Below are 21,695 nucleotides of genomic sequence, written 5' to 3' on the forward strand. Positions count from 1 at the left end.
ATGCCTTCGTTACGGAAGTTCTTGCTGAATTCGAAAACCTTTTCCATGCCGCCCACGATGCAGCGCTTGAGGTAGAGTTCCGGGGCAACGCGCAGGTAGAGCGTCATGTCGCAGGCGTTGTGGTGCGTGGTGAACGGGCGGGCGTTCGCGCCACCGTAAATCGGCTGGAGCGTCGGGGTCTCGACCTCGATAAAGCCCTTCTCGATGAGGTATTCGCGGATAGCCTGCAGAATCTTGAAGCGCTTGATGAACACGTCCTTCACGTCGTCGTTCAGGGCCATGTCGATATAGCGCTGGCGGTAACGGGTATCCACGTCGGCAAATTCGTTGAACACGACCTTGTTGCCGTTCTCGTCCACCTTTTCCTTCGCGACCGGAAGCGGACGCACGGCCTTGCTGAGCATCGTCACCTTCTTCACGTGCACGGAATACTCGCCCGTCTGGGTTTCGAACATGGATCCGTTCACGCCGATAAAGTCGCCGAGGTCAATCATCTTCACGATTTCGTAGTTCGCCTCGCCCACTTCGTCGCGGGCCACGACCACCTGGAGACGGCCATAGCGGTCCTTGAGGTGCATGAAGCACATCTTGCCCTTGCGGTTGAAACGGACCACGCGGCCGGCGAAGGCGATTTCTTCGCCGCTGGCCATCAGGGATGCCTTGTTTTCTTTAAGGAGCTCGGAATCGTGCGTGCGGTTAAACTTGTGCGGATAAGCCTCCACACCCATTTCCTTGAACTTCGCAAGCTTCGCGAGGCGAGCCTGCACCTGGTCATTCATGTCTTGCATTGCCATTTTTGTTTATTCCTGCGATAATACCGCTTTAAATTTGAACGGTATAAAAATAGAAAAATCAACACTACTGGCCGTCTAGCCAACGCTGCAATATGATTGCCGCGGCCAACTGATCGATGACGCCCTTGTTCTTCTGCTTTTTCTTTTTGCTGAAGTGCGCCGTGCATTCCTGGGCCTGGACGCTCGAATAGGCCTCGTCCTGCGTATGGATAGGCATTCCGGGGAAATGTTCCGCCAGTTCCTTCACGAAAGCCTCCACGACCAGATTCTTGCCGTCCATGCGGCCATCCGGGCGGTACGGCATCCCGACGACAAACTCGTCGACCTTGTTGATTTTCACCAGCTGTTCCAGGCGTTCGAACAGGTCCGTCGTCTTGCGGTCTATAGTCTCGCGCGAAAACGCCATACGGAACTCGGAGTCCGCAAAAGCGACTCCGACCCGGTGTTCCCCAAAATCAAGAGCGAGGTAGTTCATACTACCCCGCAATATAACTTTTTATGTCGAACCTGAATTACTTGAATGTCGCCGTAAGCGTAGTAACCTGGCCAGGAACGAACGTACGCGTCGCTTCCGTGTTGCCGTCGCTCCAGCTGGAGAACACGCCGCCGGACTTGGGCTCGGCCGTGACCGTCACGGGTACATCCCTGAAGAAATTGAAAGCCATGCTCGACTGGTCAAGCGCGAGGCCATGCACCTTGATGGTTCCGTTTCCCTGGGTGGAGAGCGTCACCTGGGCAGTCTCGCCCAAGTTGAAATAGCTCTTCATCTCGTCCATGATGGTCTGCTGACGGGACTGCACAAAGTTCTTGATCGTCTCGAGATTCGAAGTGAAGGAGTTCGCCTCGAATTTCCAGAATTCGATATCGCGGTTCATCTCGGACTGCACCTGGGACTGAAGCGCATCGATCTGCTTCAAGAGCCTGTCGGCAGCGAAGTTCATGGAGAGAAGCACGCAGTAGCGGTTGATGAACGCCTTCTTGAAGCCCTCGTTGCCGAGCAAGCGGATCATGAGAATCGTGTGCGCCGAAATGGAGCCGTCTCCGGGTGCCGGGGCCACCTGGCCACCGCCGAAGTTTCCGCCGCCAAAGTCGCCCATGTTGCCGCCACCCCAGTCACCGAAATTCATACCGCCCATGCCGCCCGTGCCGTTCGCGTTGGTCACGTAACTGAACACGTTGCCGTTCTGGGTGTTGTACGAAACGCCGAAACCGAAGTCCACGTCGTACATAAACCATCTCCATTTGCCCTTCTGGCTTGCGACACGCCACTTCTTCATATTGTTGTGCGGCCAGTCACCGTTGTTCAGGAACATCTCCGCCTGCATGTAGTTCATGTAGTTATCGATGTCCACCTGGTCGGCAATCTTCTGGTAGTTCGCGTCGCTCGTGAGTTCATTGCTCTGCAGCCAGCTAAGCATGGCCTTGTAGTCTTCTGCCGAACCGGCAGAAGCTTCGTCGGTCCCGCTCGACGTCGTAGCGAGAAGATCAATATCCTCCGGATCATAACCGTACTTGGTTTCGTAATAGTATTCGTTGTTGCGTTCGCGCAAGTCGTGCAGGCCGTAGTACTGCCCGTTATAGTACACCACCACGTAACGCCCACGCTGGTAATCTACGCCCAGGCCTTCTGTCATCTGGGTTCCAAGGCGGTCGCGCACGTAGTCGTTGCCGCAGTTGTTACCGAAGTTCCTGACCGAAAACGCCTTGAACTTCTTGAGTTCCGGGTAGTCCGGGAACAGCGGGTACTTGAGACGCTTGTTGCCGTATTCCTCACGCATAGTGACGGCAAAGGACTTCTTCTCCTTCGCACGGCTGTACTGGCCCGTAATCTTGTAGTCGCCCATCACGCTGAACGCGGGAGTTTTCGGGGAACCCGGTTCGAACAACTCGACATATACGGGAAGTTCGCGGTTGCTCCAGAAGTTCGCACCCTTCTTCGGGTCCATCATGGAAGCTCCGTTACCCGTCATGTAGAGGCCGGTATCGGGGCTAAACATCGAGAGCGGATCCGTCGTCACGAAAAGCGCGGCCAGCGACGGCTGCTGCTCGAACACGTAAGTACGGATAATCTCGTCGCTCGGGTACATTCCCTCGCCGTAGGTACGGCAACGCAGCACCGTATTCGCAGTGATGTTGAGCGTCTGCGTCACAAGCGCGCTGTTCGGGGTCGCCTCGGCACCGCCCTGCTCGCACCGCGTATTCGCAGGGAGCGTGACGCTTACCGAACCGCTGTAGAATCCGGAAGCCGGCACGGACGTTTCTGCCGACTGAACCTGGGACGCAAAGACATCGCCAAGGGTGTTACCGTACGGCGTCGGGTCCGCAATGCCCCATGCGCCGGCATCGTTCCTGGACCAAGTCGTCCCGTTGGGAACGTCGTCGTAGGTCACGGAATCGAGAATCGCATTCTGATCGTTTGTCAGGAACAGCTGGCCGCCGTCTTCCGCCTTGAAGGTCGTATGCGGTTCGTGGCCGCGGTTACGGGCAATGTACGACGTCATCTTGATGGTCGTCGTCTCGCTACCTTCGGTCTCGAGAGTGAACGTGGAACCGGAGACGTTGCCCAGCTTGGACGCATTCTCCTTGAGCCTCACGTAGAACACGCGTTCTTCGCCAGAACCGCGGAGATTCTTGCTCCAGTCGCCACCGGTACCGTTGAGGCTCATGCGAATCTTGTGGCCCTTGTCGATAATGCCGCGAAGCACGAACTGGTTCGCCTTGCTCAGGTTGGTCGCACCGTTCGTATTCACCATGAACGACGATGTAGAGCCGCTGCCACCAAAACCCATGCCGCCAGCACTGACCTTCATCACGCTACCGAACGAAACACCTCCGTTCTCGCTAAAGCAAATAGAGGACTGGCCCGGAAGATTGTCGACATTCGGCCCCGAAGTTGCGCCCGTATTGCCGCCCCACTGGCCGCCAATGCCACCTTGACCGCCCGTAGAACTCGTCTGCGCACTACAGTTGGTGCTCACCATGTTCACCGAATCGGAAGGCGGGATGTAGTCGGGATAATTCTTGCCCGACAAGAACACCACCATGTGGGACTTCGCGGGAATCGTCGCGTTGCCGAACACCCAGCGGCGGGGCATGCGGGCATCGTTCGTGAGGCCCACGCCCTTCAAGTCGACCGGGGCGTCGCTAGTGTTGTAAAGTTCGACCCATGCCGGGTCGTTGCCGTCATTGTCCTTGAGGCTCGCGTTCGCCGGGGACACCTCGGAAAAGATGACCGGGAAGCCTTCCACGCGGGAAAGGGGTTCGTCGATAATGACCTGGTCCGGATCTTCGCCGGCAAGCGGACCGTCGTGGCCGCCCTTGTCCTTGTCGCCCTGGTAACTGTCGTTCACTGCCGAACTGGAAAGCGGCACCGACGCAGAGCTCAGATTGCCCACGACTATCGAAGAACTCGAATAGAGGATAACGTCCCCCTCCTTGACCTGATCGCTAGGAACCAGGACCGTTCCGCCATCGGGCATGACAACCAGGACGGAATCCGGAAGGTCGGGAGGCAGCCCCCCGACTTCGGGCTCTTCGGCCGCGTTATTAGTAGAATCACCAGAACAGGCGACGAAGCCGCCCATAATCCCCCAAACACAAAACCCCGCGAGGACTACTTTTCCAATATTCATGGTTCAAAAATAGATAAAAAAATACGCCTTAGACGAAAATATTTTTATACACAATATAATTTTACAGAAAAAATAAGGCAAAATTTTCTTTTTATACCGAAAAATTTTTACACACTCGGGAATTGCAAGCCGTTAGTCATGGCGATAATCGCGAAAATCGTGCATCTCATCGGGTTTCTGGGCAAAAAAAACTATTAAAATGGTACTATTTTTCTATCTTTACGCCCACTATGAGCATATCCAAGAACGATTTATGGGTCGGCGTGGACGTTGGTTCCACCACCGTCAAGATTGCCGTTGTCGATCCAGAGACCTCCAAACTTTTACATTATACGTACCAGCGCCACAACGCCATGCAGGCGAAAAAGGTCCATGAGGTACTGAGGGAAGCCCACGGGCTATTCCCGGACAAGAATTTCAGGGTCGCCTTCTGCGGAAGCGGCGGCCAGCCCTTCGCCGAAGCCACACACGCCTTTTTTGTGCAGGAAGTCGTCGCGAACGCCCTCGCCGTCCGCGCCACCTACCCCGAATCCCGAGTAGCTATCGAACTCGGCGGCCAGGACGCGAAAGTCGTCTTCTTCGAAAAGGACAAGACCACCGGCAAGCTCATCGCCAGCGACATGCGCATGAACGGCGTGTGCGCGGGCGGTACCGGCGCATTTATCGACCAGGTGGCCGAACTTCTCCGCATCAAGACGGAAGCCTTCGAAGGCTTTGCCAAGCGCGGCCAGAAGGTCTACGAGATTTCGGGCCGCTGCGGCGTGTTCGCCAAGACCGACATCCAGCCGATGCTCAACAACGGCGTCGCCAAGGAAGATATCGCCCTTTCGAGCTTCCACGCCATCGCGAAGCAGACCATCGGCGGTCTCGCCCAGGGCATGGAAATCAAGCCGCCCGTGATTTTCGAAGGCGGTCCCCTTACGTTTAACCCGACGCTCGTGCGCGCGTTCAAGGAACGCCTGGGCATCAGCGACGAACAGGCCATCGTGCCGGAACACTCCGAGGTGCTCGTCGCCATGGGTGCGGCCCTCTCGCTCGGCTCCATGTTCGCCGGCCAGGAATGCCAGTACCGCAAGGAAGGCTCGCTCGACGCGCTCGTGCACTTCAACGAAATCCGCCAGGCCGAAAACAAGGCGAAGGCTGCCGCCGACCTGTTCTTCAAGAACGACGCCGAATACAAGATGTTCCTCGAAGAACACAAGATGGCCGACAACCATTACCCGCAACCCGCCTCCGGTACCGAACTCAACGTGTACCTCGGTATCGACGCCGGTTCCACCACCACGAAGTTCGTATTGCTCGACGAACAGGACAAGGTGATTGACGGGTTCTACGCGAGCAACGACGGCGAACCACTCGCCGTGCTGAAGCGCGCCATGAACGAGCTCGCCGACCGCTACGAAGAATACGGCTGCAAGCTCAACATTCTGGGCGTGGGTACTACCGGCTACGGCGAACAGCTCTTCGCGAAGGCCGTGCATGCCGACTACCACACCGTTGAAACGGTCGCGCACGCGAACGCCGCCCAAAAAATCTGCCCCGACGTAAGCTTTATCCTCGATATCGGCGGCCAGGACATGAAGGCCATTTCCGTGCAAGACGGCGTCGTCACCGGCATCATCCTGAACGAGGCGTGCTCCTCGGGTTGCGGCTCCTTCATCGAGACCTACGCCCGCAGCCTCGGCATCCCGATGGAAAAGATTGCCGAGATGGCTTTCAATGCAAAGAGCCCCTCTCAGCTCGGCAGCCGCTGCACCGTGTTCATGAACAGTTCCATCATCACGGAACAGCGCGACGGCAAGCAGCCCGAAGACATCATCGCGGGCATCTGCCGTTCCATCATCAACAACGTCTTTACGAAAGTTATCCGTATCCGCAACCTGAACACCCTCGGCAAGAAGGTCGTGGTGCAGGGCGGTACGTTCAAGAACAACGCGGTGCTCCGCGCCTTCGAACAGTACACGGGCCTCAAGCCCATCCGTCCGGAACGCCCGGGCGAAATGGGCGCTATCGGTATCGCTCTGCTCACCAAGAAGTTCATGGAAGAGAGACGCAAGACCGAACCGGACCTGAAGACCAGCTTTATCGGCCTCGAGGCCATGAAGACCTTCAGCTGGCACAACCAGCCGGGCCAACTCTGCCAGTACTGCACCAACCACTGCTCCCGCACCATCGTCACGTTCAGCGACGGCCAGAGCTTCGTCACCGGCAACCGCTGCGAACGCGGTGAAGTCACTGCCGACCCGAACGACCCGAAGACGAAGGCACTCATAGCCGAAATCAACAAGAAGATGCTCTCCGTGCCCGACATGATCAAGCGCACGAACCAGCTGTTGGTGAAGGACTACGCCCCGGCCAAGCTCGCCCCCAACAACGGCAAGACCATCGGTATCCCGCGCGTGCTCGAATTCTGGGCATCGCTCCCCTACTGGAAGGCATTCTTCACGAGCCTCGGCTACACCGTCGTGGTGAGTCGCCAGAGCGACTACAAGATGTTCGAAGCCGGCCTCCACAGCGTGCCCAGTGACACGGTCTGCTTCCCGGCCAAGCTCGTGCACGGCCACGTGCTCAGCCTTATCGAGAAAAAGGTCGACCGCATATTCTTCCCGATGATGGTCGCCGTCCCGAGTGACCACACCAAGTTCACGGCCACCTCCGTGTGCCCGGTGGTGCAGGCCTACCCCAACGTCTGCAAGAACACCGACGAACCCGCCAAGAATTACGGCGTCCCCATGGACCAGCCGATTTTCCACTGGTTCAACGCCAAGCTCCGCAGAAGCCAGACCATCGACTGGTTCCACGAGAACTGGAAACTCGACAAAAAGCTTCTCGCCAAGGCGGTCACCGAAGGCGAAAAGGCCCTCAACAATTACCGCACGACACTCCTGGAAGAAGGCCAGAAGGTGCTCGACGAAGTCCGTGCGAAGAACAGCTTTGCCGTGGTGATCGCAGGCCGCCCGTACCATGCGGACATGCTCATCAACCACAACATCGCAAGCCACTTTACCGCCATGGGAATCCCGGTGCTCACCACCGAGTCGCTCCCGGGCGTCTATGACCAGGACGTGCCGACCCATACCCGCGTGGAAATCAAGAATACGTTCCACCTGCGCATGATCGGCGCCACGATGATCGCCGCGAAGGACCCGAACGTGGAACTCGCCCAGATCGTGAGCTTCGGCTGCGGCCACGACTCCATCCTGACCGACGAAATGATGCGCATGATGCACCGCGATTCCAACAAGGAAATGCTCATGCTCAAGCTCGATGAAGGCGATGCCCGCGGCCCCGTGGGAATCCGCATCAAGAGTTTCATCGAGACCGTGAAGGCCCGCCGTGCGGCGAACCTGCCCGAAAAGCCCGAAAGCAACGAACCGCTTTACCATACGCCGTTCGTCGATTCCGACAAGACCCGCCGCAAGATCCTCACGCCGAACCTTTCTCCGGCCTTCTCCGTGCTCGCCAGCGAATACATCAAGGCGAAGGGCTACATGGCCGAATACCTGCCCGTAGCCGACAAGGAAGCCATCGAACTCGGCAAGAAGTTTGTGCACAACGACATCTGCTTCCCCTGCCAGGTGAACATCGGCGAATGCCTCAAGTGGCTTGTGAACCACCCCGAAATCAAGCCGACCGAAGTCTCCATGTGCCTCGCGAAGAACTGCGAGAACTGCCGTGCAGTGCAGTATCCCGTACTCGCCCGCAAGGCGCTCGACGAAGCTGGCTTCAAGGATGTCTCCATCATCACGACGGGTACCGACTACAAGGGAATCCATCCGGGATTCACCGTAGGTCTCGACTTCCGCCTGCACATGCTGTGGGGCATCGTGTTCATGGATGCCATCGAAATCATGTACCGTGCGCTGCTGCCCTACGAAGTGAACAAGGGTGACACGCAGAAGGTGTACGACCACTGGATGCCGCTCCTGATGAGCATGGCAGCCCAGCTCAAGAAAACCGAGCTCCGCATGCCCAAGAAGGTGCTCGACATGTTCGCCGCCTGCGTGGAGGCGTTCAACACCGTCGAGATTACCGAAGACCGCAAGAAGGGCATCCGCAAGCCGCGCGTGGCCGTGCTTGGCGAAATCCTGATGAACTACCACCCGAGTGCCAACGGCTTCGTGGAAAAGTACCTGATGGACAACGGCATGGAAGTCTATCTGCCGGGCATGCTCGACTTCTTCCGCGTCGACGAGGTCGTGCGCGCCGAGAAGCTCAAGCGCGGGTTCTCCGCGAACCCCATCATGGACCGCGTCGAAGGGGGCATCACCTCCAAGGCGTATACCCATGCATCCGGTTGCGTGCAGAACGTGATGAAAAACTTCAAGCTCTACGAGCATCACGCCGACTGTCTGGAACTCAAGGACTACATCTCCGACATCATCGACCCGACTTACAACACAGGCGAAGGATGGCTCATCCCGGGCGAAATCCTCTACAACTCGAAGCACGGCGTGAACAGCTTCATCATCTTGCAGCCGTTCGCATGCCTTGCCAACCACATCAGCGGACGCGGCCTCACCAAGGCCGTGAAGGAACGTTGCCCGCACGTGCAAATCCTGAGTCTCGACTACGATCCGGACACAAGCTTCGCGAACATCGAGAACAGACTGCAGATGCTGATTATCAACGCCCGCGAGTTGGAGAAAGCGAATAACAATTGATAATGGATAAATGATAATGGATAATTTGTATTCTGGCGGAAGAGCTTTATGAAGAAAGACAATTTAATTGCCGAAAAAACAAAAGCCTTCGCCATCCAAATTATCCATCTTTATCTTTAATTACTTAAGGAAACATCATTCCTTAAAGAAAACCTATTCAAAGAAATCTACGAGGAAAATGAATCTATTATCAAGATTATTACGAAAATAATCAAAACATCAAAAATTCTTCCTAACAACAATTAATCATCAATCATCCATCATCAATCATCAATTAACTAAATGCTCAACGTCTCTAATGTCAGTCTTCAATACGGTAGCCGCGTCCTCTTCAAGGAAGTGAACCTCTCGTTCAAGCGCGGCAACTGCTACGGAGTCATCGGCGCGAACGGCGCCGGAAAGTCCACGTTCCTGAAAATCCTTTCGGGCGAACTCGAGCCCAACACCGGCGAAGTCACCAAGGATCCGGGCGAACGTATCGCCGTCCTGAAGCAGGACCACTTCGCCTACGAACAGAACACCGTCCTCGAAACCGTCATGATGGGCTTCCCCGAACTCTACGAGCTCGGCAAGAAGCGCGACGAACTCTACGCCCTGCCCGAAATGACGGAAGAACAGGGCATGCAGGCCATGGAAATCGAGACCCGCTTCGGCGAAATCGGCGGTTACGAAGCCGACTCCAACGCCGCGGTGCTCCTCAAGGGCCTCGGCATCCCCGAAGAATTCCACTACAGCCTCATGGCGGACCTCGACGGCGGCCAGAAAATCCGCGTCCTCCTCGCCCAGGCCCTGTTCGGCAACCCCGACATCCTTTTGCTCGACGAACCGACGAACCACTTGGATTTGGAAACCGTCGGCTGGCTCGAAGACTACCTCGAACGCTTCGAGAATATCGTCATCGTGGTGAGCCACGACCGTCACTTCCTCAACGCGGTCTGCACCCACACCTGCGATATCGACTACGGCAAGATCAACATTTACGGCGGTAACTACGAATTCTGGTACGCAGCGAGCCAATTGGCCCAGAAGCAGAGAAAGGACCAGAACCGCCGCGCCGAAGAAAAGATCGAAGAATTGAAGGCGTTCATCCGCCGCTTCGCCAGTAACGCCGCCAAGGCCAAGCAGGCCACCAGCCGCAAGAAGCTTTTGGACAAGATGACCGTCGAAGAAATGCCGGCTTCGAGCCGCAAGTTCCCGTGGGTCAACTTCAAGATGGACCGCGAACCGGGCAAGATCGTGCTCGAAGTCAAGAACGCGACCATCGACGGTGGCGACGGCATCGTCTGCAAGGGACTCGACTTTAGCCTCAACAGCGGCGACAAGGTCGCCCTCGTCGGCGAATACGACACGCTCAAGACGGCCTTCTTCCAGCTCATCGCCGAAGAAACCAAGGCTCCCGAAGGCGTGCTCAAGTGGGGCAACACCATCAGCTACAGCTATTTCCCCAAGAACAACGACGCCTATTTCAATACCGACCTCTCCCTCGTGGATTGGCTACGCCAGTACAGCAAGGAACAGGACGAAACGTTCATCCGCGGGTTCCTCGGCCGCATGCTCTTCACCGGCGAAGAAGCCCTCAAGAGCGCAAATGTGCTCAGCGGTGGCGAGAAGGTGCGCTGCATGCTCAGCCGCATGATGCTCAGCAACGCGAACTGCCTGTTGCTCGACGAACCGACGGCACACCTCGACTTGGAAGCCATCACGGCCCTCAACAACGGCCTCACGGCATTCCAGGGTCCCATCATCTTCTGTTCGCAGGACCACGAATTCGTCCAGACGGTCGCAAACCGCGTCCTGGAACTCACGCCGGATGGCGTACTCGACCGCAGCATCACCTTCGACGAATGGCTCGAAACCAAGACCAAAGCCAAAAAGAAGTAATTCAAAAAAGGTCCCTAGATGGGACCTTTTTTACGCCCTGAATCTCAAGGCGTTAGCTTTTATGGAAGCGCCATTTAGCGCGTCACTATCACGCGGTTATTGAACAGGAGACGCTTTCCGTCATCCACGCGCACAAGGTAATTACCGCGAGCAGGCACAATCTGCTTGAGCGGAAGCGTCACAGAACTGCTATACCTCTTGGAAGAAATCTCGCGGCCATGCATGTCGAATACTGACACACGGACGTTGGCGCTCTCCAAGTGCAGTTCCAGGTTCCCTCCCACATACTTGACGCTCGCCGTGGGGTTTGCGAAAGTACCCTTGGGTTGCGCCTTGACAACCATTGTCCCGCCAGAGTTCGACGATCCCATATTCCAGTCACTGGGGACACGAACCGCAATGCCTCGACCGGCCGTACTCATGTAAACCACGCCGTAGGTGTTCATGTCGCCCATTACGAACTCGCCGTTTGCAAGGCCGCCATATTCATGGCCGTCATCGTTCACACGGGCCCAGGTGGCGCCCTTGTCGTCGCTACCAAAAACGCCCATCGTCTTGCCGACCAGGGCATAAACGTAAATGGCCGGGTAGCCGCCCTTCGCCTTCGGAGCGCCAAAGCCCACCGCTTCGCAGTAACCGACGCCCTCGACCTTGCTCCAGGTCTTGCCGCCATCCGTCGAATGCAAAAGTGAACCGTCCTTCGGGTTGCCATTTTCGTCTTGCACCGCAACCGGGATCCACAAGTCGCCTTCAAAGCCAGGAATGGCGCGGAACTTCTTGAAATTGCTTACGCCAGGAGCCGAAACCTCAGCAAAGGATTTACCCTTGTCCGTACTCTTGTAGAACTTGCCCGTGGTACGGTCGTAGGCATAGAACACATCCGCATTCTCGGGGTCGCCCACCACGAAGGCACTTGCAGTAATGCCCGTGACCTCGTCCCAGTTGGAGCTTTCGTTACGATACACGGTAGTCGAGCCCTTGCCCGGCACCCAAAGCACCACAGAACCATCGGTAGAAATTGCAGCAGTGCCTTCGGCGAAATCCGCAGACAATTTTCCATAAGCCGAAACCGTCCAAGTGCGGCCGGAGTCGTTGGAAATCTGGATTGGGTCTATGGGAATGTTGCTATACTGGCCCTTGTACTCGCGCGTCGCCGTCACCTTCACCAAGGTTCCTTTCTTTGGGGCGTAGGCAAGGCCGGTGGTAGTCCCCAGCGAGGTCGAGACACCAGGAACTTCCGTCACATGGCGGCTGGCGGGGTACTTGGTAATGTCTTCATGGCGGAACCCGTCGTAGTCGCCGATCACCGAAATCATGGGACCGCCCGGAATGCTCACCACCTCGAAGGGCACCGTCTCTTCAACACCGTGGGCGTTAAAATGCCACACCTGGTTCATGGTCAGGGTCGGCTCCTCCCAGGAATTTTCAGCTTCCTTATACACATAATCGCTTAAATTGTCGGTGCGGAAAATGCCGTTACCCGAAGTCACAAAGACGCGTTCATGGTTATTGGGGTCCATGACAATGCTCCCCGCCCAGTGAATGGAGCCGTTGTGCATCCAGCCGATGCCGTTCGCATCCATCTGCTGCGTAGTCGGGTAAAAGCCGCCTTCCATCCAATAGTACTTGAAGCTCGCCACCCAGGTTTCGCCGCCGTCGGTCGTGTGGAAAATGTTGGAGCCCCACTGGTCGCTCCACTTGCCTTTCCCGTCGTCCGTATCCGCGTACCAGAACTGCGGACCGCGATAGCCCTCGGTAGTCACGACCATTTCCTTGCTGTCGTTCGGATTGATGGTAATACCGCCATAGGGGGCGATAAACTTGTAGGAGCTATCCGCGTTCTCGTAAGAAGTCTGGTCGAATTCGGAAACAGTCGTGTTGCCGTCGTCAATGTAGTCTTCGGGAGAAACGTCCTTCCAAGTGGCGGCAGCCACGTCGTACTGGAGCACCGCACCGCGGCCAAAGCCATCCCAAATGGGGCCCCAGCCTTCGTCCCACGCCATGGCATGCGGCCCTGCACCGTCGGCAAACGTAATGGTCAAGGTGTTGCCGTCCTTCGAGACTACGGCGCGTTGCGGCATCAGGCGAACAATGCCGCCGCCCGCTGTCGTGCGCAAGGCATCGGGAATCGGAATCGCCTTCCAGGAGGCTCCGCCATCCGTCGAAGTGAATACGTTTTCAAAGGTCTTGTTTTTGGTCGTCCCTTCGCGGAGGAAACCGGCGTAAAGCACCTTGGAAGATCCCGGTGCAAAAGTCACAAAGCTAAAGCCCGAGCCGTTCCAAGTGGTGTCGCTCCCGGCAGCGGTCGTCCACGCATCCACATGGCTCCAGCTCGAACCGTTATCCGTCGATTTCCAGAGGCCCTTGTTCTTGGAGCCGTAGAACATGATGTCGGTATTATTCGGGTCAACGGCCAAGGCCTCGCCGTTACCGCGACCCATGCCGTTGCCGTGCATGCCAAAGCGGGTCACAACGCCGCCCTTTTCGCCAGTCGAGTCCCAAGTGTAAAGCACTTCCCACGACTTGCCGCGATCACCGGAACGCAAAAACGCCGAGCGTCCGTTGTTCCAGTAGCTGGTGCCAGCCATCATGTAGACCTTGTCGCCGTCCTTCGGGTCAGCGACAATGGCTTCAATGCCCAAGAGCCCGCGTTCCGTCACATCGACCCAATCCATCATCGAGACCCAGGACTTGGAGGTTTCTTCCCAACGGTAGGCGCCGCCTACGTCGGTACGCGCGTAAAAGAGGTTCTCGGCAGCAGGCGACGCAACGACCGCCGATACAAAACCGCCGCCACCCATGCATACGTTGCTCCAGGAGAATTCGGACTCTGCCGTCGCCGCAAACGCGGTTCCGCAAAGCCCCATGCCCAAGGAGGTCAAAGTCAAAACTTTAAGGATTTTTGTAACCATAAACACCCACTTTTAAAAGGACCCACAAGGGACCATCACCTCTTTAAAGGTATATCCTGGAAAGCGAAAAATCTCAAAAAGTCCCTTTTTCAAAGGAATTTGCGATGAAAAAATCTCAACGCAAGAGCCGCAATTCGAGGCAAATAGTCCCGAAAAAAAAACGCTCCCGCCATGGCGGGAGCATTTTAAATTCAAGCATGGGGCGTTAGAGACTACCTCCTTTTGCCCTTCTTGCCTTTCTTCTTTTTACCCTTGGCCGGAGCATTGTCTTCATCGTCGTCCTTCGGCTCGTCCTTCTTCGCTTCAGCCTTCTTCTCGCCACCGCGGAGATCCTTCATCTTGAAGGTAACGTTCACTTCGGCAGTGGTGACCTTGGAGTAGACTCCACCCGGATCCTTCACCTTGAAGGAGAATTCATCGAGGCCAGAGAATCCCTTGTTCGGGATGTACTCGAAGGAACCGTCACGTTCGTTCAGGTTGATCTTGCCGTTGTGCGGCTTCTGGACGAGCTGGACAGACACTGGCTTTTCGCCATCCGGATCCATCACGCCGGACATGAGACCATCGGAAGCGGAAACCTTCAGCGGATCGCCTTCCTGGGTCATGTAGGTCTGAGCCTTGGCTTCAGGAGGATCGTTCACCGGAATCACAGTGAAGAGGGCGGACTTGCTGGCCTTGGCACCATCCGGGTCGGTCACCGTGAACGTGATGCGTTCCGGCTTGCCGTTCCAGTTTTCGTGCGGCTGGGCAACAGTCACAGTTCTCTTGAACTTGTCGTACTTCACATCCAGATACTTGTTGCCGGTAAAGGTCCACTTAAGTTCTTCGAAGCGGTGATCTTTGTCGCGGGCAAACTGGTCCAGCTTGATCGTAGCGATGACTCCACCGTGGTCGTCTTCCTTGATGGTGTAGTCAGGAATATCGCGCATGACCGGAGCCGCATTCACATGCTTCACGACGAACTTGGCAACAGTCTTGTCAGTTGCACCGGACGGGTCGCTAGCGGTGAACACGAGGGTTTCTTCACCGAACCAGTCGGACTTCTTGGGCCTGATAACCGCTTCGCGGCCACCGGAAACCATGGCTTCGAGGTTCTTGGCGCCAGAAATCTTCCACTTGATTTCATGAACCTTGTGATCCGGGTCAGAAACGTACTGATCGAGCTTGATGGGCTTGAATGCCTTGCCTTCCAGGGTTTCCTGGCCAGGAATTTCCTTCACGACAGGAGGATCGTTCACCGGCTTCACCGTGAACTTCACGTTGACGCTGGCCTTTTCGCCGGCCGGGTCGAACACGTTCACAGCCACCGTTTCGGTACCGTTCCAGTACTTGTTCGGGATTTCGGCAGTCAGCACGCCCTTCTCGTCAATATTGAAGATGATTTCGTGCTTGACGGTCGGGCCCTTCGCTGCGGCACCCTTGCCCTTCTTGCCCTTTCCGGCAGAAGCGGAACCCGGGGTGGCATCGTCGAGAGTCCACTTGAGTTCTTCAAGCTTGTTGTCCGGATCGCTCACGAACTTGCTGAAGTCGACAGGAGCGAACGTCTTCTTTTCTTCGATGACGAACGGTTGGACCGGCTTGAGGGTCGGAGGATCGTTCACCGGAATCACTTCGAAGGTAGCCTTCGTAGAGGCGCTTGCACCAGCCGGATCCTTCACCGTGAAGGTCAGGGTTTCCTTGCCATTCCAGTTCGGGTTCGGAGTCAGCACCATGGCGCGGGTTCCCTTCACATCGACCTTGAGGTCCTTGTTGCCGGAAACGCTCCACTTGAGTTCATTCGGCTTGTTATCCGGGTCGACTGCAACCTTGGAGAGGTCGATCGGTTCGAACTTTTCCTTTTCCTTGACCCTCTGGCCAGCGATAGACTTCACGGTCGGCGGGTCGTTCACCGGGGTCACTTCGTAGACAACCTGCACGGTAGCCCTTGCGCCTTCCGGGTCAACCACGTCGAGCTTGATCTTTTCGGAACCGTTCCAGAACTTGTCCGGAGTAGAAACGACCAACTGGTTCTTGTTGTTGACGGAAGCCTTCAAGAAGCGGGTCGGGCCCACGTTGAACTTGAGGGCGCCAATCGGATGATCCGGATCGGATACGTACTGGGCCAGGTCGAGCGGCTTGAAGGATTCCTTTTCCTGGATATTCTGGATAGGAATCTGCTTGATTTCCGGAGCATCGTTCACGGATTCCACGAGGAAGTTCACCGTCTTGGAGGCAGAAGCGCCTTCCGGGTCCTTCACCGTGAAGGTCACGTTGCGTTCGCCATGCCAGTACTTGTCAGCAATCTTGATATGGGCAATGTTCTTGCTATCGATTTCGACCTGGAAGTCGTCAACCGGAGCCGGTTTCTCTTCGACAGCAGGTTCTTCCTTGGCGCCCTTCTTGCCCTTCTTGGCAGCCTTTTTGGGCGGAGCCTTCTTCTTCGGAGCAGGAGCAGCACCGCCGACCTTCGTCACCTTGACTTCCCAGCTAAGCTGTTCGTTCTTGTGGTCCGGGTCGTTCACGAACTTGTTCAGATCGATATCCTTGAACTGGCCCTTTTCCCTGATCTTCTGGCCCGGGATATCTTTCAGCACCGGAGCGTCGTTCACGGAGGTGATTTCGAAGGTCACCATCTGGGAAGTAGCGGCACCATCCGGGTCCTTGACTTCGAGGACCATGGTTTCAGGAGCGCACCAGAAGTGCGCATCCGGAGCAGAGACGGTCAAAATGCGGCTAGAAGAAATTTCGGCCTTGAGTTTCTTGTTGCCGGAAACAGTCCACTTGAGATCATTGGGCTTGTTATCCGGGTCCTTCACGAATTCGTCAAGCTTGATCTGCTTGAAGGATTCCTTCTCCTTGATTTTCTGGTCAGGAATCTTCTTCACAAGAACAGGAGGATCGTTCACGCGGGTCACTTCGAAGTTCATCCTGTGACTTGCAGAAGCGCCTTCCGGGTCGGTCACGGTGAACGTCAGAGTTTCCTTGCCATTCCACTGGTCGTTCGGAACGGACACGATCACGGTATTGTCCTTGCGGATTTCGGCCTTGAGCTGCTTGTTGCCGGAAATGCTCCACTTGAGGCTGGTAGCCGGGTGGTCCGGATCTTCGGCGAGGCTTGCGAGGTCGATCGTCTTGAAGCGGCCGCCTTCGCGAACCGTTTCACCCTGCGGAGCCCTTTCGGAAATCTTCGGCGGGTCGTTGATGGAGCGGACTTCGAAGCGGGCAGTCTTGGAGACCTTGGCGCCTTCCGGGTCGGTCACGGTGAACGTGATGTTCGCGGCACCGTTCCAGAACTTGTTCGGGATAGCGATGGTGGCCACCTGGTTCTTGTCGACAGTCACCTTGAGGGTTTCGCCGGCAGGAGCCTTGGGCTCTTCAGCCTTGCCCTTCTTGCCCTTCTTGGCAGCCGGAGCGGCGGCACCGGCCTTGATCGGCTTCACGTCGAAGCTCCAGGCGAGTTCGGTAATCTTGTGGTCCGGGTCCTTCACGAGGTCAGCAAGCTTGATCTGCTGGAACTGCTTCTTCTCGTCGATAGACTGGTCCTTGAGTTCCTTGACAAATGCCGGAGCGTCGTTCACGGATTCGACAGTGAACTTCACGCTCTTGCTCGCGAAAGCGCCTTCCGGGTCGGTCACGGTGAATTTCACCGTTTCGGAACCATGCCAGTTCGGGTTCGGCGGAGTGACAGTCACGTTGTGGCCGGCATCCATGGCAACCTTGAGTTCCTTGGCACCTTCGATCTTCCACTTGAGCTTGTTCTTCGGGTGGTCAAGATCTTCGACGAAGTTATCAAGAGCAATGGACTTGAAGCTTCCCTTTTCCTTGATGGTCTGGTCGGCAATGTCCTTCATGACCGGCGGGTCATTGATGGACTTCACAGTATAGCTTGCCGTCGTCTTGGCAGAAGCGCCTTCCGGGTCGGTCACGGTGAACGTGATCTTCTCGGTGCCGTTCCACATCTTGTTCGGAGCGACAACGGACACGGCACCATCCTTGCCGATGTTCACCTTCAATTCCTTGTTGCCGGAAACTTCAATCTTCAACTTTTCGAACGGATGGTCCGGATCCTTGATAAGATCATTCAGGTTGAATGCGGCGAAGCCCTGCTTTTCTTCGACCACCTGGTCGGCAATCTTGCCGATGGCCGGGGCATCGTTCACGGAGGTCACCGTAAAGACGGCAGTGCAGCTGGCCTTGCCGCCATCCGGGTCAACGACGTTGAATGTAATCTGTTCGGAACCATTCCAGAACTTGTCCGGAATCACGATACGTGCCATGCGCTTTTCGTCAACCTTCACGGACAGCTTCGGGGTATAGCCCTTGGCGGCACCCTTGGCCGGCTTCACGTCGAAGCTCCAAGTGAGCTGTTCCGGCTTGTGGTCCGGATCCGTCACGATGTCGGCGAGATTGATAATAGCGAATTCACGCTTTTCCTGAATGGTCTGGTCCTTGATGGGCTTGGTGAATACCGGAGGATCGTTCACTGATTCGGCAGTGAACGTAACGGTACGCTTGTCCATAGCGCCTTCCGGGTCGGTCACGGTGAAGGTCACCGTTTCGGAACCGTGCCAGAACTTGGTCGGCGGCGTGATCGTCACGACGTGCTTTGCGTCCATGGCAATCTTCAAATCCTTCTGGCCAGCGAACGTCCACTTGAGCTGGTTCTTCTCGTGGTCCTGATCGCTCACGAAGTCATCGAGGGCAATCGTCTTGAACGATTCCTTTTCCTTGATCTTCTGGCTCGGGATGTCCTTCATAATCGGCTGGTCGTTGATGGACTTCACGGTGAACACGGCGTCGGACTTGGCAGAAGCGCCTTCCGGGTCAGTCACGGTGAAGGTCACCTTTTCGGAACCGTTCCACATCGGAGACGGAGCCTTGACCGTTGCGACACCGTTCTTGTCGATGTCGATTTTCAAGGCCTTGTTGCCGGCAACAGTCCACTTGAGCTGGTTGAAAGCGTGATCCGGATCCTGAGCGAGTTCAGCCAGGTTGATAGAAGCGAAGGTCTGCTTCTCTTCGATCATCTGGTCCGGAATCTTCTTGAGAGTCGGGACGTCGTTCACGGACTGCACCGTGAAGAGGGCCTTGGAAGTAGCCTTGGCGCCTTCCGGGTCGGTCACGGTGAACGTGATTTCTGCAGCGCCGTTCCAGAACTTGTTCGGAATATTGATCTTGGCGACATGCTGTGCGTCAATTTCCACGGAGAGTTCGCCATCCTTGCCCTTAGTAGTCGGCTTCACGTCAACTGCGAACTGGAGGTCAGAGAGCTTGTTGTCGAGGTCGCGAACCATTTCGCCGAGCTTGATCGGCTGGAACTGGCCCTTTTCCTTGATAGTCTGGGCGACCACCTGCTTCGTAAATTCAGGAACGTCGTTCACGGATTCAACCGTGTAGGCGACAGAGCGTTCGTCGGTAGCGCCTTCCGGGTCGGTCACCTTGATGGTGAGAGTCTCGGAACCGTTCCACTGCTGGCTCGGCGGAGTCACCTTCATCACGCGGTTGCCGTCGACGGCAACCTTGAGTTCGCGGTTGCCAGTAATGGTCCACTTGAGCTTGTCCTTGGAGTGGTCGAGGTCTTCCACGTACTTGTCGAGTTCAACATCCTTGAACGCCTGCTTTTCCTTGACGTTCTGTTCCGGGATGTCCTTCATTGCCGGCGGGTCATTGATAGACTTCACGGCGAGCTTGAACGAAGTAGAAGCCTTGCCGCCTTCCGGGTCGGTAGCAGTAATAGTAATGTTTTCGGCACCATTCCAGAGTTCGCTCGGGGTCTTGAAAGAAACTTCGCGAGTCTTGGCGTTGATGTTGACCTTGATGTCCTTATTGCCGGCAACCTCGAACTTGAGCTTGGAGAGGTCGTGGTCGGCATCGCTCACGTATTCATCGAGAACGATGGAAGAAAGTTCAGTCTTTTCTTCGACAGTCTGGTCGGCAATCTTCTTGAACACAGGAATATCGTTGATGGACTTCACCGTAAAGGTCACCTTCTGCTTGATGGAGGCGCCATCCGGGTCGGTGCAAGTAAACGTTACTTCGGCAGCACCGTTCCAGTACTTGTCAGGAATCTCGACAGAAGCCGTGCGGGTTTCGTCGATGTTGACCATGAGCGTACCGGTTTCCGGTTCCTTGCCCACATGCTTCACGTCGGCTTCCCAGGAGAGTTCGGAATTCTTGTGGTCGGCATCCTTCACGAATTCGTCGAGCTTGACCTTGGCGAAAGTTTTCTTTTCGTCGATGGTCTGGTTCGGAATCTGCTTCACGAATTCAGGCTTGTCGTTCACGGAGTTCACGGTGAACGGAGCTTCGGATTCGACGCAAGCGCCATCCGGGTCGCAAACCTTGAACTTGATAGTTTCGGAACCGTTCCAGAGCTTGCTCGGAATAGCCACCGTAGCGGTCTTCCCGCTGATGTTGACCTTCAGGTCCTTGTTGCCAGAAACAGTCCACTTAAGTTGTTCATACGCATGATCGGGATCCTTGACCAGCTTGTCCAGTTCAATCGGCTTGAACTCCTGCTTTTCGTCAATCGTCTGGTCCTGGACGTCCTTCACGAACTCGGGAGCATCGTTCACGGACTTGACCGTAAAGGTCGCGGTCGCCTTGGCGGAAGCACCGGCCGGGTCAGCCACCGTGAAGGTCACCGTTTCGGAACCGTTCCAGAATTCGTTCGGAATCTTGATGTTTGCGGTACCGTACTTGTCGATATCGAACTTGAGGTCCTTGTTGCCGGTGACAGTCCACTTGAGCTTGGAGACGTCGTCATCGACATCGCTAACGAAATCGGACAGGGAGATAGATTCGAATTCGTTCTTTTCTTCGATGGTCTGGCTCGGAATCTTCTGCAGAATCGGGGCGTCGTTAATCGGCTTCACGGTGAACGTGGCGGTCTTGGAATCGCTAGCGTATTCGCCGTCGGTCGCGGTAAACTTGATCTTTGCCGCACCATACCAATGGGCATCCGGGACAATGATGGTCGCAACGCGCTTCGGGTCGATCTCGACATTGAGGTCGCCGTCAGCTTGATCCTTGCCCACCGGTTGGATGTCGAATTCCCAAAGAATCTGGTCCTTCGGGTGGTCCGGGTCCTTCACGAAATCGTCGAGTTTAATCTTGGTAAACTGCTTACCTTCGTCGACGGTCTGGTCCGGAATCTGGGAAACGGCGGGCGGGTTATTCACGGATTCCACGGTGAACGTCACCGTTTCGGAACCGACCGCTCCTTTGGTGTCGGTCGCAGCGAACGTAATGTTTTCTTCGCCGTTCCAGTACTGGTCAGGAACGGTAATCGTTGCGACATGGTCGTTGGAAATATTCACCTTCAAGCTCTTGTTGCCCGAAACAGACCACTTGATCTGCGCAGGCTTGTCCATATCATCGGATACATAGCTATCCAGCTTAATCGAGGCGAACTTGCCGCCTTCCTGGATCGATTCACCAGGAATTCCGTTCACCATGGGTGCATTATTTTCAACAGATGCAGCCTGATTCTTGTCTTGAGCGATAACTGCAGTCGACAGGATGCCAGCCGAGGCAACGAGCGCCGCAATTGTCCAATTCATTCGTTTCATTTATGATCTCCCACAAATACATTCCACAAGCAATTCATTATTCATGCTCTGATGCAAAAAACAACAAACACGCTTGTATACCATGCGTGATAACAGTCACAAAATATAGCCGTTTTATGTTAAAATTTGGAAAGTTTTTTTGATTTTTTCGCAAAAAATCCCGTTTTTCTGAAACAGGCCCACGTAAGTCGTTGAGTATCAAGGACTTACGTTAAAAATGGAAAAATCTGTTCAAATTCCCCGATTTTTATATCTGGACCTA

7 protein-coding genes are annotated in these 21,695 nt (G+C 55.7%); 2 read left to right on the forward strand and 5 right to left on the reverse strand.

Annotated features, from left to right (window positions below; all coding sequences use genetic code 11):
• The 3 genes from B3M32_RS04615 to B3M32_RS04625 all read right to left on the reverse strand — a co-directional run.
• Positions 1–794 (reverse strand): amino acid--tRNA ligase-related protein (locus B3M32_RS04615; RefSeq protein ID WP_290743886.1); only part of this gene is annotated, 794 nt, incomplete at its 3' end.
• A gap of 64 nt (positions 795–858) precedes the next feature.
• Positions 859–1,269, reverse strand: a complete 411-nt coding sequence (gene ruvX, locus B3M32_RS04620; protein WP_290743887.1) for a Holliday junction resolvase RuvX — start codon at positions 1,267–1,269, stop codon at positions 859–861.
• Between the two features lie 37 nt (positions 1,270–1,306).
• Positions 1,307–4,426 (reverse strand): CotH kinase family protein, encoded by a 3,120-nt coding sequence (locus B3M32_RS04625; protein WP_290743888.1) that lies wholly within the window; start codon positions 4,424–4,426, stop codon positions 1,307–1,309.
• A gap of 230 nt (positions 4,427–4,656) precedes the next feature.
• Between B3M32_RS04625 and B3M32_RS04630 the strand changes: the two genes are divergently transcribed.
• Complete coding sequence (locus B3M32_RS04630; RefSeq protein WP_290743889.1) at positions 4,657–9,090, forward strand: acyl-CoA dehydratase activase; 4,434 nt, start codon at positions 4,657–4,659, stop codon at positions 9,088–9,090.
• Positions 9,091–9,372: 282 nt separating this feature from the next.
• Positions 9,373–10,971 (forward strand): ABC-F family ATP-binding cassette domain-containing protein, encoded by a 1,599-nt coding sequence (locus tag B3M32_RS04635; RefSeq protein ID WP_290743890.1) that lies wholly within the window; start codon positions 9,373–9,375, stop codon positions 10,969–10,971.
• Between the two features lie 74 nt (positions 10,972–11,045).
• Here B3M32_RS04635 and B3M32_RS04640 read toward each other — a convergent pair whose 3' ends face one another.
• Both B3M32_RS04640 and B3M32_RS04645 read right to left on the reverse strand, forming a co-directional pair.
• Positions 11,046–13,883 carry a hypothetical protein gene (locus B3M32_RS04640; RefSeq protein WP_290743891.1) on the reverse strand — a complete coding sequence of 946 codons (2,838 nt, stop codon included), beginning with the start codon at positions 13,881–13,883 and terminating at the stop codon, positions 11,046–11,048.
• A 212-nt stretch (positions 13,884–14,095) separates the two neighbouring features.
• Positions 14,096–21,433 carry a tandem-95 repeat protein gene (locus B3M32_RS04645; RefSeq protein WP_290743893.1) on the reverse strand — a complete coding sequence of 2,446 codons (7,338 nt, stop codon included), beginning with the start codon at positions 21,431–21,433 and terminating at the stop codon, positions 14,096–14,098.
• Positions 21,434–21,695: the final 262 nt, after the last annotated feature.

This window comes from Fibrobacter sp. UBA4309 (assembly GCF_002395745.1).
Classification (GTDB): Bacteria; Fibrobacterota; Fibrobacteria; order Fibrobacterales; family Fibrobacteraceae; genus Fibrobacter.

Excerpts from the sequence above, each read along its gene's own strand:
- B3M32_RS04645 (WP_290743893.1), bottom strand. The coding sequence starts at position 21,433 with ATGAAACGAATGAATTGGACAATTGCGGCGCTCGTTGCCTCGGCTGGC.
- B3M32_RS04640 (WP_290743891.1), bottom strand. The coding sequence starts at position 13,883 with ATGGTTACAAAAATCCTTAAAGTTTTGACTTTGACCTCCTTGGGCATG.
- B3M32_RS04625 (WP_290743888.1), bottom strand. The coding sequence starts at position 4,426 with ATGAATATTGGAAAAGTAGTCCTCGCGGGGTTTTGTGTTTGGGGGATT.
- ruvX (WP_290743887.1), bottom strand. The coding sequence starts at position 1,269 with ATGAACTACCTCGCTCTTGATTTTGGGGAACACCGGGTCGGAGTCGCT.
- B3M32_RS04630 (WP_290743889.1), top strand. The coding sequence starts at position 4,657 with ATGAGCATATCCAAGAACGATTTATGGGTCGGCGTGGACGTTGGTTCC.
- B3M32_RS04635 (WP_290743890.1), top strand. The coding sequence starts at position 9,373 with ATGCTCAACGTCTCTAATGTCAGTCTTCAATACGGTAGCCGCGTCCTC.